Below are 16001 nucleotides of genomic sequence, written 5' to 3'. Positions count from 1 at the left end.
AATCTCTTGGAAATTAATTAATCCACACGTATTGTTTGATTATATATGATGTTTTTAAATCAGGAAGGATTGCTGGCATGAAGAAAGTTATTGTCATTGGAGCAGGAATATTAGGAGCATCAACGGCCTATCATTTAGCAAAATCAGGAGCGGAAATCTTGCTTATCGACCGGAATGATGAAGGACAGGCTACCGATGCGGCTGCGGGTATCATCTGTCCGTGGTTATCCCAGCGCAGGAATCAGGACTGGTATCAGCTGGCCAAGGCGGGGGCGCGTTATTACCCTCAGCTTATTGCTGAGTTAGAACAGGATGGGGAAACCGAGACCGGCTATGCGCAGACAGGCGCACTCAGCATTCATAAGGATCAGGACAAGATTAGCAAGATGGCTGAACGGGCGAAGCTGCGCAGAGAAGATGCGCCTGAGATTGGAGCTATTACATGTCTGAATGAAAAAGAAACCCGTGAACGTTTTCCTTTACTTGGGGAAGGTTATTCATCTGTACACATCAGCGGCGCTGCCCGGGTGGATGGAAGAGCGCTGCGTGATGCGTTAATCCGCTCTGCACAGCGACACGGGGCCCGTCTAATTGAGGGAGAAGCTGAGCTGCTCTATGAGGGCGAGCAAGTAAATGGCGTTCAGGTGCAAACGGAGCGTTATATGGCGGACATGGTTGTGGTTTGTGCAGGTGCATGGGCAAATGAAATGATGGAGCCACTGGGGGTTCATTTTAAAGTCCATTATCAGAAGGCTCAGATTGTACATTTACGGGCAACTAATCAAGAAAATACAAGCCAATGGCCTGTAATTATGCCACCCTCAGATCAGTATTTACTGGCTTTTGCAGATCAGAAGATGGTTGTTGGCGCTACACATGAAAATGATGTCGAGGGTTACGATACACGAATTACTGCCGGAGGCATGCAGGAAGTATTGAACAAAGGACTGGAGCTGGCACCTGATCTTGCGAACTGTACACTTGATGAGGTTCGTGTTGGTTTTCGTCCGTTCACACCGGGATTTCTGCCAGTCATGGGACAAGTACCGGGATGGTCAGGTCTGATTACAGCCAATGGCCTGGGTGCTTCGGGTTTGACGATGGGGCCTTATATCGGAGGACAGCTTGCGAGATTGGCACTTGATTTGGAACCGGAAATCAACATCGAAGCGTATAATGTAAGTAAAGCGATTGAGATGAGTGTACAATAAATAGCTGCATAATGAGGTGAGCACTTGACATATTCACAGCGTTTATCAGGTGGAGCAAGCCTGTCCGACATATTGCATTTGGAACTGCAGATCGATCAAGTAAAAGAAGAACGGTGTGCTGCTATTGAAGAGCTGAAGCGGTACGAACATGAGAGGATTCTGTTTGAATCTGATCTACAAGAGGAAGAAGCGATCGTTGGGACTAATGAGGCACGAGCTTTACAAAAAAGGCTTGTGGACGTACAAACTCATGTGGATTCGCTAACAACACGGCTTGAAGAACTGGAGACCGCCTTGGATGAGTTGTTGGATTAGAGATTCTATGAGATTAAATGTATCCGGTCTACAGAACCTCACCGTGGATCTATAGGAATGATTTGATGTGGCTGAATATTGAAGGGATGATTGAATATGAGATTTCAGGCGGAACGAATTTATATCAGAGCCTGGACGGTAGAAGACGCTGCACTGCTTCAGGGATTCCAGATCGGTAACAGAGAGGAAATAGAGGGCATCACGGCCGCAGAACGAGACGAAGCTTTCTATACTCTGGAAGGTCAGACACGGCTGATTGAGAAATGGCTTGAGCAAAAAAAAGAAGGAAAACGATACTCTTTCGGTATTTTTCTTCAAGATACAGATGAACTGGTGGGGGAAATCTCATTATTTCGAATTGAACTGAATGATGCAGAAAAATGGGTACTTGGTTACGCAACAGATCGCTTGCATCACGGTAAAGGTTATATGAGCGAAGCGTTGAAATGTGTGCTTCTTTTTGCCAAAGATGAAATGAAAATTATGCAAATAGAGGCGGGTGCAGTTCCGGATAATGCAGGTTCCATTCGTGTGCTTTTGAAAGCGGGTTTCCAAGAAAGCGGCACACACGATGTACCTATTCAGGGAGTGCTGAAAAAACATACGATGTTTACGATATCCCTGAACGATGGAGGTAAGCAAAGGGCACCCGAATGAAATTACGAATGAACTAACTTAACGAACTGGGAACTATAGATGAAAAACAATAAGTTTATCCCCAGAAGGAGAAACATATGGCTACTATATTAGTTGCAGACGATGATGCGAATATTCGCGAGCTTGTCTGTTTGTTTTTACGAAATGACGGATTCGAAACCGTAGAGGCTGTAGACGGCCATCAGGCGCTCACGCTATACAAGGAACGCTCCATTGATCTGGTGGTGCTGGATATTATGATGCCGATTATGGACGGTTGGGCCTTGTGCAGAGAATTGAGACAAATGAACGCAGATCTGCCCTTACTTATGTTAACAGCAAGAGGTGAAACTTGGGAAAAGGTGAAAGGTTTCGAGCTGGGAACGGATGATTATTTAACGAAACCGTTTGACCCTCTGGAATTAACTGTACGTGTGAAAGCTTTGCTGAAACGGTACAAGATTGGCTCCACGCACATGATTCAGTTTGGGGACGTCACACTGGATCGTCAGAGTTACAAAGTTATTGTGGGAACAGAGGCGTTAACTTTGCCACTCAAGGAATTTGAATTGTTATACAAGCTGGCTGGAACGCCGGGACAAGTCTATACGCGGGAGCAATTGATCGATCAGATCTGGGGGCTGGATTACACAGGGGATGATCGAACGGTTGATGTACATATCAAACGGTTGCGCGAACGTTTTGCGACGACTTCTGATTTTCAGATTGAAACGGTGCGTGGACTGGGGTATCGGTTAGAGGTCAAGCATGATTAAGTCTTTGTATATCCGGGTCGTTGTGACTTTTCTGGTTTCTGTAATTGCAGGGACCGTATTTGCTTTCCTCTTGTCCACCTGGATTTTTGAAGATAAGCTCAATGAAAATTCACATATCAATATACGTAACTTTGGTCAGGATGTTGTACAGATATACAAAACGCTGCCGTTGTCTGAAGCGGATGCTTTCGTCAACAAAATGAAGCAACTCGATTTATACTATATTCGGATGTATGAGCCGTCAGGACAGTTCCAAACGTACGGGAAGGCTATTGATCATAACCCGATTTCAGTGACGAAAGAGCAGCTTCAGAAGGTACTCGGTGGAGCAGTAGTCGAGGCAACACCGAATGGTCTGGGTACAGTTCTACTGGGATTGCCCGTCCGGACGAGCAACGGAACTCGAGCCATGTTTCTGGAAACCTTATCGCCGCCCGCTGCTGCAGCCGTGATCCAATGGGGTACGATCTTTGCCACCTCATCTCTGGCCGCCGGTAGTCTGATCATTTTGATTGCTTCCATGTATCTGGTAAGACCGATCAAAACATTGACTCAGGCAACTAAACGTATCGCAGCAGGTGATTTCAATGTAAAGCTGAACATCAAGCAATCTAGTGAACTGGGCACACTCGCTCGCAGTTTTGAAGATATGATGAAGGATCTGCAGCAGCTGGAGCAGATGAGAAGAGATTTTGTAGCGAACGTCTCACACGAGGTACAATCACCGCTCACTTCCATATCAGGGTATGCTCAAGCGTTGAAGAAGGTGGAGTTACCGGATCAGGAACGAGGACGGTATCTCGACATTATTATCTCAGAGGCGAAACGGTTGTCTAAAATGAGTGATAGTCTGCTCAAGCTCAGTATGCTTGAGTCACAATCGCATCAGCTGCAACTAACTACTCGTGATCTTGATGAGCAAATCAGACGAGTTATTGTTGCATTACAGCCCCAATGGTCCGCTCGAAATATCCGGTTTGAGCTGGATTTACAGAAGGTGCAAGTCAAGGCAGATCATGATCAATTGAATCAGGTATGGACCAACATTATCAGCAATGGCATTAAGTTTTCAGAAGATAATGGGTTAATTCACGTCAGGATGGAACGGGATATCAGAAATGTAACCGTGAGGATATCGGATCATGGCATTGGTATTCCTGCCGAGGATCAAAAGCGTATATTTGAGCGCTTCTTTAAGGCTGATCGTTCCCATAGCCGCAAGTACGACGGCAGCGGAATGGGACTTGCGATCACCAAACAAATTGTTTCGTTACATCAAGGGGATATTAAGGTGGAAAGTAAGGTTGATCAAGGAACAACGTTTATCATCACCTTGCCAAACAGTCCACCAATAGCAGAATAGCTGTCTTCCCATTGTATATTTATTGATTACTGATAATGGTAGGCAATGCGCCAATTAATTCTAATTTGCTACGTTCATGTACAAGTTCGCTTGTATGTGAAACGTAGCATTTTTAGTTTGTTCATGTTCTGTTCATATAGGGGTCACGAGCAGTACATGTTCAGTGATTACTATTTGGTTAGAAGCCAGGTCAATACACGGATCAAACACTCGATGAAGTGAGACTATTAAAAAAAGGTAGGGATCTAAATGAGATTATTTGAAATACTTTTGACGCTATCCTGTTTCATGTTGTTCATTGATTTATGGTTTGTTAAAAGAAATGCGCAGAAAATAGGTGTCGCTCTTGGCATGGTTAGCGGCGTTTTGCTCGTAGTTCAATTGTTGGCTGAGGGATACAGATGGCAGATGCTGTTGATCTATATCCTGATGGTCCTGCTTATAGTCATCGTTCTATTCAAGCACATGAAGAAGAGTATGACTATCAAAACAGGGAAGCTGTTGAAATACAGTACAGCCTCGCTAATCATTATTTTAATGGCATTATCTGTCTGTTTGATGGTGTACTTGCCTGTCTTTCATTTGTCTAAACCGGATGGACCAGAGAAAGTGGGCACTCAAACCTTTCATTTGACGGATGCAAGCAGAGATGAGGCCCTCACTGAGGAGCAGGGTGATAAAAGGGAACTCATGATTCAGATTTGGTATCCTACTGAAAATAAAGATAACAAGAAGCGTGAATTTCTTTTCCCTGAAGATAAAGAAATGTTCAAGAAGTATATCCAGACATACTCTAATTCTTTAAACCTGCCTGACTTTGTGTTTGATTACTGGAAGTATAGTAAAACGAACTCATATAAAGATGTAGAAATACTGCCCTCAACAAGTCCTTATCCTATAGTACTGTTATCCCATGGCATGGGAACCAGCAGGGTTTTACATGCATCACAGGCCGAGAATCTGGCCAGTCATGGTTATATTGTGGTAACCATCGATCATACGTATAGTACCTTTGCTACTATTTTTCCAGATAGACGTGTAACGGATTATAGAACCAAAATGAAAACCGTTGACGACCGTAGAAAAGTCGGGGAAATATGGACAAAAGACGTGGAGTTTGTAATTGATCAGATAGAGAAGCTGAATTCAGGCGCAATCGAGAGTCAATTCCAAGGAAAGATAGATTTAAATCATATGGGCGCAATGGGTCATTCGTTTGGGGGGGCTACAGCGTTTAATACCACATATTTAGATAACAGAATTAAGGCCGGAATTAATATGGATGGCTCACTATACGAAGTGGAGAATCGAGAAGTTATTAATAAGCCGTTTATGTTCATCAGATCTGGAGTTTTCAAGACATGGTTGGAAGAGTTTAAAAACAATACAGATTCACATAACGAAGTGATTAAACAACTTACAGATGAGCTGGACATTATGAAAAATGTAATCCATCATCAAGGAAATGTGATTTATGTAGAAGGAACCCAACACTTCAATTTCACAGATCTTCAATTCTATTCACCGTTGATTAAACTGACGGGCATCACGGGAGATATCGATGGCAAAAGAGGCTCGTGGGTCGTTAATCAATATGTAATTGATTTTTTCAATAAACATTTGAAAGAAACGGGTGGAAAACTGCTCGAAGGACCAAATGACAGTTATCCTGAAGTGAAATTTATAGAGTCGGAGGAGTTATGAAATGAAAGCAGAAGAAAAAAGGAACAAAGGCAAGAGTTTGCTCCAGAAAGTAGTCCAAAGACGGACGACAATCGCTGTGTTAAGTATGGTGATGCTGTTGACACCATGGACGGTTATGGCTGAACCGGCTATCAATAAGAGCAGTGAACTGACGTATGAATCAACCAAGAAAACGGTGATGGAAAAGGCCAAGTTATTAACCGAAACATACGGAACAACAAGTGTGCAGTATGCTCTTATGGATCAGGGAGAGATTGTAGTCTCTGGACAGACAGGCAAGAATGATCAGCAAGGGAAAGTACCACTTACATCCGATACAATCTATGGAATAGGTTCAACAAGTAAAATGTTTCTTGCTGCTTCTGTTATGAAGCTTGTTGATGAAGGTAAGGTAGATCTGGATCTGCCCGTTGCGAACTATATTCCAGAATTTAAGATGAAAGATCAGCGCTATAAACAGATTACACCACGTATGCTGTTGAATCACTCGGCAGGTCTTCTTGGCACTTCAAGTCACAATGCAACATTGTACGGGGATAATGATACGCTCTCACATGATACTTTCTTGGATCAACTAGCGACTCAGAATCTGAAGGCAGAGCCAGGGGCGTATTCGGTATATTCTAACGATGCATTTACATTGGCTGAACTTCTGGTTGAGAGAGTGAGTGGGTTGAGCTTCACGGCATATATACACCAATATTTTACGGAACCTCTGAACATGGATCATACCAAAACACCACTGGATGTGGTTAACACGGCAGAAATGGCGGCCATTTATTCTCCTTTGTCTGAGGTTCAGCTTCCACAAGAGAATTATAATATCATCGCTACAGGAGGCGTATATTCCACCGCCAAGGATCTGGTGAAATTTTCACAAATCTTCACAGGAGAGGTTGAAGGTATTCTTTCTGAGAAGTCGGTAAAAGCCATGGAACAAAAGGAGTACCAACGAGGCATGTGGCCAGAAGAGAGTGATAATTCTATAGCTTACGGATTAGGGTGGGATAGTGTGGACTTGTTCCCATTCAGTGACTACGGCATCAAGGCTGTTACGAAGGGTGGGGATACCGTATCTTATCATTCTTCCTTGGTCGTACTTCCAGAGCATAATCTGGCTGCAGCCGTTACTTCTTCAGGAGGTTCGAGCGCACTCGATCAATTGATAGCGAGCGAACTGTTACTTAGCGCACTCGAGTCCAAAGGAATCATTCAAGAACGCAAACCTGAAAAGTCGTTTGGCATGCCTGTAAAGGCGGATATGCCGAAAGAGATGTCTGCGTATGCAGGATTTTATGGAGGAAATAATACCGTATTGAAAGTGGACGTAAACACTGCTGGGGAACTGTTGATTACTCCCCAGATGGTTCCGAATAGTCCTTCGGATCAGTACATCTATACCTCGGATGGAACGTTTGTTAATAAGGAAGGTACAAAAAAATTAAAATTTGTTCAAGAGTCAAACGGTCATGTCTACTTGTGGTCTCGATCCTATCTATCGGTACCTGGGTTAGGACAACTTGCTTTCTCGGAATATACGGCACAAAAGCTCGAAAACAATGAATTGCCTAAAGATATTCAGGCTGCATGGGATCAGCGTAATGGGCAAAGGTATTACTTGATGAATGAAAAATATACCTCTACGGCATATCTCCATGCTTCAGCAATCATTCCAATGGATACAGTGAATGGAGTTCCCGGGTATATGATCAATCACAAGATTGTTGGAGCAGATCATGCAGTGAACCAACTCCAGATTCCCGGTATGGCTGGCAGGGATGTGAGGGATATCTACTTTTCCAAGAAAAACGGTATAGAGTACGTTAATTTTACAGGTTATGAATACGCTAGTGAAGAGATTGTCCAGACACTTTACAGTGGCAAGCAATCCAAGATAACGATCCAGCCAGAAGGTTATAACAGATGGTTCTCCGTGCCGGCAGCTGTCGAAGGTCAGGTTATGACAGTGAAGATGCCTGCAAATGCTGCCTTTGCTGTATATGATCAGAAAGGTGTCTGTGTGAATCATACTGTGGTTAGTGGCAAGAATGAGATCGTCCTACCGGAAAACGGGCGACTTGTGTTTGCGGGTGAGGCAGGTTCTCGATTTGAAGTTTCATTGAAAAAGTAAAAGTGAAGTAAATCGTTCGAACATATTCTTGATTCGATCGTAGTCTCAGAAAGAACACAAAAAGTCTTCTCGATGATATGGAGAAGGCTTTTTTCCTGTAGATCACAACGAGAATAGGTTTACATGTTTTGGTAGACTGTATAGAATGGTATACACTGTATAATCGAATATGAATGTGGAGAGTGAGTGTGAATCGAAATGCTTCGTCGTTTTTTTTCGTATTACCGACCGTATAAAAAACTGTTTTTGATCGATTTTGGCTGTGCTGTATTCGCGGGGGTGCTGGAGTTGGCATTTCCGCTTGCTGTTAGTAAATTCATTAATGAGCTGCTGCCTGGACAGGACTGGCCACTTATTTTACTTGCTTGTATCGTATTATTATCCATCTACGCACTGAATACGGTATTGAACTATGTCGTTACATACTGGGGGCATATGCTGGGGATTAACATTGAAACAAATATGCGGGAGAAAATGTTCGCCCACCTGCAGAAGCTTTCTTTCCGTTTCTTTGATAATCGTAAAACCGGGCATCTGATCGGTCATCTCACGAATGACCTTAACGACATTGGCGAAGTAGCTCACCATGGACCAGAGGATGTATTTATCGCCGTGATGACGCTGATTGGATCGTTCTGGCTGATGGCCAATATCAACCTGGAACTGGCTTTGCTGACGTTTATCATTATCCCGATTATGGCGTGGGTTATTATCATATTCGGTGGACGAATGACGAAGACATACCGGAGACTCTTCGGTGATGTGGGTAATTTCAATGCACGTATTGAAGATAACGTAGGTGGTATGCGTGTTGTCCAGTCTTTTGCCAATGAAGAGCATGAGAAAAAGCTGTTCGCTGAAGATAATGCTAATTTCCGTCTAACCAAACTGCTCGCGTATAAAACGATGGCTAAAAGCATCTCGGTCAGTTATATGATGATGCGTCTGGTGACCGTGTTTGTGATGATTAGCGGAGCGTGGTTTTACATCGATGGCCGAATCAACATGGGCGATTTCATGGCATTCCTGCTCTTGTCGAATATTTTCTTCCGCCCGATTGAGAAGATTAATGCGGTAATTGAGAGCTACCCCAAGGGGATTGCTGGTTTCAAACGTTATCTGGAGATCATTGACACGGAGCCTGAAATTGCGGATCGCAACGATGCGGTTGAACTGCGTGAGGTGAAGGGGGATATTCGCTTCGAAAATGTGTCGTTTGGTTATGAGTCCAACCGGCGTATTCTGAATCAAATTAGTTTGTCGGTTCGTCCGGGGGAAACGGTAGCATTTGTTGGGCCTTCGGGTGCAGGGAAAACGACGATCTGCAGCTTGCTTCCGCGCTTTTATGAGGTAGAGGAAGGCCGGATCACGGTAGATGGCACCGACATTCGTGATATTAAGCTGCAATCGCTACGCAAACATATTGGGATTGTACAGCAGGATGTATTTCTGTTCTCAGGCACGATTAAAGAAAACATTGCATATGGGGATCTGACCGCAACCGAGGATCAGATATGGGAGGCGGCCCGCCGCGCTTCATTGGAAGATTTGATTCTGAGCCTGCCGGACGGCATGGATACAATCATTGGAGAACGTGGAGTCAAGCTCTCTGGAGGGCAAAAACAACGTCTTTCCATCGCCCGCATGTTCCTTAAAAACCCGCCGATTCTGATTCTGGATGAAGCGACATCTGCCTTGGACACCGAAACGGAAGCACTCATTCAGCAATCTCTTGCCGAATTGTCTGTTGGCAGAACAACACTGGTTATTGCTCACCGACTGACTACGATTAAAAATGCGGATCGCATTATTGTGGTGAATACCGATGGCATCGCTGAACAAGGCAATCATGAAGAGTTGGTTGCTGCCGGAGGCATCTATAGCCGACTTCATCAAGTTCAACATAATAACTCGTAGGATTCTTCGCCAATTCGTTTGTAATAGAGCCGCGCATTGCGCGGCTTTTTTGCGCCTATTCAAGTAAAAAGTGTATAGAAATAATCTTTGTAATAAGCATATTGATTCACTGGGAGGTGAGGTATGAATGGATTAGACCAGTTTTCTACTACGCCACATACAAGTTGTATTATATTGCTGACGGGTTTCGATCCAAATATGATATGAAAAAATAATGTTGACACTGTCCACAAACCTGATTATCATAATGTTGACATTGTCCACTAAAAGGGAGGCTTCGTGATGAACTCTCAACATATTCAACCAGAAGTTTTAGCAGACATGCGGCGGTTTAACCGATTTTATACGAATATACTCGGGGTGCTTGATAAACATATTCTCGGGACAGGGTATTCTTTTGCCGAGGTACGCGTCATCATCGAGATTGGCATGCGCGGCGAAAGCATTGCAAACAATCTGGTCGATACACTAACGATTGATCGCAGCTATATGAGCCGCATTGTGACCAAATTGACCAAAGAAGGGCTGCTGATCAAGGTAGATTCTACTGAAGACAGCAGGGTTAGCCTGATTCGTCTGACGGACAAAGGGCAGGTGCTGTTTGCTGAGCTGAATGATCGATCCGATCAGCAGATTTTGAAACTAATGCAAAACTTGAGTGAAGAAGAGATTCAAGAGGTCTATGCCTCCATGATGAACATCCAAGAGAAGTTGAACAAGAAGGCAGGAGAGAAAGCGCGATGATACGATTCGAATGTGATTATAATGAAGGTGCGCATGAACGCATTTTGCAACGATTGATGGAAACGAATATGGAGCAAACGAGTGGTTATGGCACAGATGCTCACTGTGAGCGTGCTCGTCTGCTGATTCGGCAAGCTTGCGGTAACGACGATGCGGATGTACATTTTCTCGTCGGGGGTACGCAGACCAACACAACGGTGATAGCTTCTATTCTCCGTCCATATCAAGGTGTTATTGCAGCGGTGTCCGGTCATATTGCTGTTCATGAGACAGGTGCGATTGAGGCGACAGGACATAAAGTTCTCACGGCTCCGAGTCTGGATGGCAAAATCACCGCAGCACAAGTTCAAGCGATCTATCATGCTCACAAGCAGCAATCCTCGCCGGAGCACACCGTACAGCCGGGCATGGTATACATATCTCAACCAACCGAATATGGCACGATGTACAGCAAAGCTGAACTTGAAGAGTTGTATGCGGTGAGCCGAGCGTGTGGTCTGCCGTTTTTTATCGATGGAGCACGTCTGGGTTACGCTCTTGCATCCAGAGACTGTGATATGACGTTGGCAGATCTTGCGAGCCTGTGCGATGTGTTTTACATTGGTGGAACCAAGATTGGTGCATTGATGGGCGAAGCAGTGGTCATTTTGAATGACGCGTTGAAGCGGGACTTCCGCTATATTATGAAGCAAAAAGGCGGCCTGCTGGCTAAGGGCAGATTGCTTGGTATACAGTTTGAAACGTTGTTTGAAGACGGTTTGTATCTGGATATTTCGCGTCATGCGGTAGATATGGCTTTGAACATTCATGATACCCTTGTGTTGCACGGGGTGGAATTCTTGTATTCTTCTCCAACGAATCAGCAGTTCCCAATTCTGTCAGATTCTTTATTGGAACAGCTGCGTGAACACTATACGTTTACATTCTGGGAAAAGGTAGATCACTCTCACAGCGCGGTTCGCTTCTGTACCAGTTGGGCGACTCGCCCGGAAAACGTGGATGCGCTGACGCGTGATATTGTAAAACTGTTACAAGGGAATCAGCTTCAAGTTCAAACTCAAGATCAAACCGAAGCTGCTGAAGCGGTGGCAGAGTTACAGACAGCGGCGATGGTGTAAGTGCTGGTGTAAGCGTGCTGGTGGAAATACAAGTGCAAGCCCAAGGGAAAGCCCAAGGAAAGTGAAAGTGCAAGTGCAAGCCCAAAGAAAGTGAAAGTGCAAACGAAAGTGCAAGTGCAAACGAAAGTGCAAGTGAAGCACGGATCTTGAGATACAGGCTTAATGGTGAGAATAGGTTGAGGGCTTAAACGCTAACGATCATGACATAGCTTATTTGGGGCGTTTTAACAAGGAAATTTTTCTAACGATCACCACAGACGTTATGTTATAAAAAAATCGCTGTTTTTCAGGTGTAAAAGCCATTTTTCAACGAAATAAGACTCCTGGTGATCGTTAGAATTTGAAATGGTCTGAAATGAGGCAAATAGCGTCTCTGGTGATCGTTAGCGAATTTTACACCGATGGAGAAGCTTGATGCTGCTTGCTACAACGTAAAAAGTAAAGCTTGCCACACAAAAAAATGTCTTATGTCTGATTGGGGAATGTTGGAACTGGGAACGCTAGTCTTCTCCAAAATTTATCTTTTCCAGACTTATCGCAGGAAGTAAGCCAATTTTACGATGATTCTGCCTGATAAAGAATTGAGGGGTGTCTTGCAGGTGATATGCAACCTGGGGGCACGCCTTTTTTATTTTTGCGTAAAATTATCTGAAAAACATTTTATCTTAGAATTAGATCAGACTAGACTTAGATAGATTAGATAGATTAGATAGATTAGATAGATTAGACTATGATTGGATTAAATAAGATTACATACGTTATTAAATAATCGATTGACATCACTCTCAGATTAATTTAAGTTATTGAAGACACTTTATGTCTCTAATATAAAGGAGAGATGTTATGAACAGCGAAGAGCAAGAGCAACTTTTTTTAATACAAGGCTCACAGGATAAGAAACAGCTCAGCGAACAGGACCATTCCACACGCTCCTTAAAATCAATCCAATCCATGCTCTCGGTACAATCGAAGCTACCCATACAGTCCATTTCACTATTATCGATGTTACAGCCATCTCCAGGAGAACGTATTCTGGATTTGGGTTGTGGAAATGGCGTACTGACGGCTAAAATTGCGGCAACCGGAGCGATCACCACCGGAATTGATTTTTCGGAAAAGAGCATTGCACAGGCAACAGAGAAATATCCCGAACTGGATTTTCAGACAGCAGATGCTGGTCATTATCGGACGCAGGAGCGTTATGATGCTGTTTTTTCTCATGCCGCATTACATTGGATGTCCGATGCCCCGGCAGTTGTGCAAACCATGCAATTGGCGCTGAAGGAAGGAGGGCGTCTGGTCGCTGAGTTTGCAGGAAGCGGTAATACGGCGATCCTTCTTCATGGGGTTCGGGACGAATTACTTGAAAGAGGATACAGTTGGGAAGGGCGTAACCCGTGGTATCACCCTACCGTGGGCGAGTTTTCAAGCTTGCTTGAACAGCAAGGATTGCGGGTGTTATTTATCCAACATATGGATACGATCAGACCTTTGAAACAGGGAGTCCGCCAATGGTTGAGCAGCTTTGCTTCGTATCTTTTCCGGGACATTGAAGCAGATGAGCAGGAGATGATTATGAAGGTTGTCGAAAATAAAGTAGAAGCGCAGCTTTATCGTGAGGGGCAGTGGAATCTGGATATTTCCAGACTACGAGTTGTTGCGGTTAAAGTTTAATGATTGAGATTACTCAAGTGGGTATAAGTCCGACCAAGATCCAAGGAGGCTGGCATGAAAATAGAGAAACCCAAACTGCAGGAACACTTGCTTGAACCCGAGCCAATCTATACATTGGAATCAAAAACAGAGTATAGAGACAGATTGATTGAGAATGTGACGCTGGATTTGCAGGAAGTGAGCAAAGTATCTTTCGAAAACGTCGTATTTCGGCATGTTACGATTCTGGAATCGTCAATGGAACATTGTGAATTTACGGACGTTCGGTTCGAACATTGTGATTTTTCCAATGTGAATCTGCAAAATTCGTTTATGCATCGCACGGAGTGGGTGAATTGCAAGCTGGTTGGTACGGACTTTTCCGGCAGCAGATGGCAAAATGTGAGTGTTTTGCAAAGTGTATGTGACTATGGTAATTTCCGGTTTGGGCATTTCAAACAGGTTGAATATTTCGAGTGTAGCCTGATCGGTGCCGACTTTGCCTATTTGAAATTACAGAAGATCGCATATGGTGCATGCAAGCTGGATCAGGTAACGTTTACCGGAACAGCGATGAAGGGTATGGATCTGAGTGATTGTGAATTGGATGCTCTGGTTCTTACAATCGAAGATTTGGCTGGTTGTGTCATTGCACCGCATCAAGCGGCTACCTTTGCAGGGTTAATGGGGCTTATCATTAAATAAATATCAAAAACGTATACAGAATCATTTTTAAATGTTATCCTTAACTGTTACGTGTGACATAAAGATTCGTTTTATGTAGAGATTTGCGTAAATGAAGGAGATAACATGACATTTCAGGAATTAAACATTATCCCTCCGATTTTGGAAGGGTTGAACAAAGCTAATTACACAAAACCTACTCCGATTCAGGAGCAGTCCATACCAGCAGTGCTTGCAGGCAGAGATTTACTCGGTTGTGCCCAGACGGGAACAGGCAAGACTGCAGCATTTTCGGTGCCTATTATTCAGTTATTGAGTGAAAGCAGCCAAGGGAAACAAGGGGCTTCAGGAAAGCCGACAGATAAAAGATCCAAGTCTGTTCGTGCGATTCGCTCGCTCATTTTGTCCCCGACCCGAGAGCTTGCCATACAGATATCTGATAACATTAAAGTCTACAGCAGATACACCGACATTCGTTCGGTTGCCATTGTGGGCGGAGTATCTCAAAAGGTGCAAGAACGTGCATTGCAGCAAGGGGCAGACATTGTCATTGCTACGCCTGGACGGTTGATGGATCTGGTAAATCAGAAGCAGATTGATCTGAAAATGGTGGAGATTCTCGTACTGGATGAGGCTGACCGTATGTTGGATATGGGCTTTATCCACGATGTGAAACGCATTATTGCGAAGATGCCAAACAAAAAACAGACCTTGTTTTTCTCAGCAACGATGCCGCCAGAGATTGTGAAGATGGTGCAAACCTTGCTGGTGAATCCTGTGAAAGTAGAGATTACTCCGGTTTCGTCAACCGTAGATCGCATCAAACAATCTGTATATTTGCTGGAGCATGGCAAGAAACAGAACATGTTGAATCATATTTTGCAGGATGAATCGATAGCTACCGCACTGGTATTCACTCGCACGAAACGTGGAGCTGATCGGGTTACGCGAGATTTGGCTAAAATTAACGTGACGGCACAGGCCATTCATGGCAACAAGTCGCAGAATGAACGCCAGCGGGCACTGAACAATTTTAAAAGCGGTGTAACGCGTGTGCTTGTAGCAACCGATATTGCGGCAAGAGGAATTGATGTAGAGGAATTAACTCATGTCATCAACTTCAATCTGCCCAACATTCCAGAGACGTATGTTCACCGTATTGGACGGACAGGTCGAGCTGGTAAAAGCGGGATGGCCATTTCGTTCTGTGAGAAAGATGAGCTTCCTTTCCTGAAAGATATCGAGAAAGTGATCAAAAAATCGATCCCTGAAGTGAAGGATCATCCTTATCCGATGATGAACATGCCTGTATTTGCACAAATGAGTTCAACGAAACCGTCTTCCAAAGCTTACGGCGGCAAGCCCGCTAAAAATAAAACAAATCCGGCTCGCAAGCCGAAGTCCGAATGGTTCACCAAACGGGATAAAATGGCATCCGGCAGCAGAGCCGAGGATCGCCATACGAATGGTTCACGTTCTGCACGTAGCGAGCAGTCGAACCCTTACAAAGGTGGAGAGTCATCTCGCACAACCCCTAAAGGAGAGCACAGCAAAACAAGCAGTCGTTCTTCGTATCAGAGCCAGCAGCGCCGGGGGAAATCACGTAGTGACCTAGCCAAATAACTGAGCAAAGATAAAGAACCAAAAGAATGATGGATTAAAAAACAATTTATAAATCAACTTGTAATAAAACAACAATAAATCAAGCCTTCTCCGATTTTCTAGGAGGAGGTTTTGTTCTATCCATCC

13 protein-coding genes are annotated in these 16001 nt (G+C 44.1%); all 13 read left to right on the top strand.

The window, feature by feature from the left end:
* Positions 1-77 precede the first annotated feature (77 nt).
* The 13 genes from AB4Z30_RS03940 to AB4Z30_RS03880 all read left to right on the top strand — a co-directional run bounded on the left by AB4Z30_RS03940 (position 78) and on the right by AB4Z30_RS03880 (position 15875).
* The gene (locus AB4Z30_RS03940) at positions 78-1211 is read left to right on the top strand and encodes an NAD(P)/FAD-dependent oxidoreductase (RefSeq protein ID WP_441923485.1); all 1134 of its coding nucleotides are present in this window, start codon (positions 78-80) and stop codon (positions 1209-1211) included.
* A 24-nt stretch (positions 1212-1235) separates the two neighbouring features.
* On the top strand, positions 1236-1526 hold the full coding sequence (locus tag AB4Z30_RS03935; protein WP_441923483.1) for a hypothetical protein: 291 nt from the start codon (positions 1236-1238) through the stop codon (positions 1524-1526).
* 96 nt (positions 1527-1622) lie between these two features.
* Positions 1623-2183, top strand: a complete 561-nt coding sequence (locus tag AB4Z30_RS03930) for a GNAT family N-acetyltransferase (RefSeq protein WP_441923481.1) — start codon at positions 1623-1625, stop codon at positions 2181-2183.
* Positions 2184-2260: 77 nt separating this feature from the next.
* Positions 2261-2938: a response regulator transcription factor gene (locus AB4Z30_RS03925; protein ID WP_441923479.1), complete on the top strand. Its 678-nt coding sequence runs from the start codon at positions 2261-2263 to the stop codon at positions 2936-2938.
* Positions 2931-4301 carry a sensor histidine kinase gene (locus tag AB4Z30_RS03920; protein ID WP_441923477.1) on the top strand — a complete coding sequence of 457 codons (1371 nt, stop codon included), beginning with the start codon at positions 2931-2933 and terminating at the stop codon, positions 4299-4301. Before AB4Z30_RS03925 ends, AB4Z30_RS03920 begins: the two co-directional genes overlap by 8 nt.
* A gap of 249 nt (positions 4302-4550) precedes the next feature.
* Positions 4551-6005 (top strand): alpha/beta hydrolase family protein, encoded by a 1455-nt coding sequence (locus tag AB4Z30_RS03915; RefSeq protein ID WP_441923475.1) that lies wholly within the window; start codon positions 4551-4553, stop codon positions 6003-6005.
* A gap of 1 nt (position 6006) precedes the next feature.
* Positions 6007-8136: a serine hydrolase domain-containing protein gene (locus AB4Z30_RS03910; protein ID WP_441923473.1), complete on the top strand. Its 2130-nt coding sequence runs from the start codon at positions 6007-6009 to the stop codon at positions 8134-8136.
* A 198-nt stretch (positions 8137-8334) separates the two neighbouring features.
* A complete protein-coding gene (locus AB4Z30_RS03905) occupies positions 8335-10053 on the top strand; it encodes an ABC transporter ATP-binding protein (protein ID WP_441923471.1) in 1719 nt (572 codons plus the stop codon).
* Between the two features lie 282 nt (positions 10054-10335).
* Positions 10336-10797 carry a MarR family winged helix-turn-helix transcriptional regulator gene (locus AB4Z30_RS03900; protein WP_441923469.1) on the top strand — a complete coding sequence of 154 codons (462 nt, stop codon included), beginning with the start codon at positions 10336-10338 and terminating at the stop codon, positions 10795-10797.
* Positions 10794-11915 carry a threonine aldolase family protein gene (locus AB4Z30_RS03895; protein ID WP_441923467.1) on the top strand — a complete coding sequence of 374 codons (1122 nt, stop codon included), beginning with the start codon at positions 10794-10796 and terminating at the stop codon, positions 11913-11915. The genes AB4Z30_RS03900 and AB4Z30_RS03895 overlap by 4 nt, the downstream gene beginning before the upstream one ends.
* A gap of 843 nt (positions 11916-12758) precedes the next feature.
* Positions 12759-13589 (top strand): class I SAM-dependent methyltransferase, encoded by an 831-nt coding sequence (locus AB4Z30_RS03890; RefSeq protein WP_441923465.1) that lies wholly within the window; start codon positions 12759-12761, stop codon positions 13587-13589.
* A 54-nt stretch (positions 13590-13643) separates the two neighbouring features.
* A complete protein-coding gene (locus AB4Z30_RS03885; protein WP_441923463.1) occupies positions 13644-14273 on the top strand; it encodes a pentapeptide repeat-containing protein in 630 nt (209 codons plus the stop codon).
* 105 nt (positions 14274-14378) lie between these two features.
* Positions 14379-15875: a DEAD/DEAH box helicase gene (locus tag AB4Z30_RS03880; protein WP_441923461.1), complete on the top strand. Its 1497-nt coding sequence runs from the start codon at positions 14379-14381 to the stop codon at positions 15873-15875.
* Positions 15876-16001 lie beyond the last annotated feature (126 nt).

The sequence above is a fragment of the Paenibacillus sp. 2TAF8 genome (assembly GCF_052114825.1).
Taxonomy (GTDB): domain Bacteria; phylum Bacillota; class Bacilli; order Paenibacillales; family Paenibacillaceae; genus Paenibacillus.
This window is presented reverse-complemented; position numbering and strand designations above follow the sequence as displayed.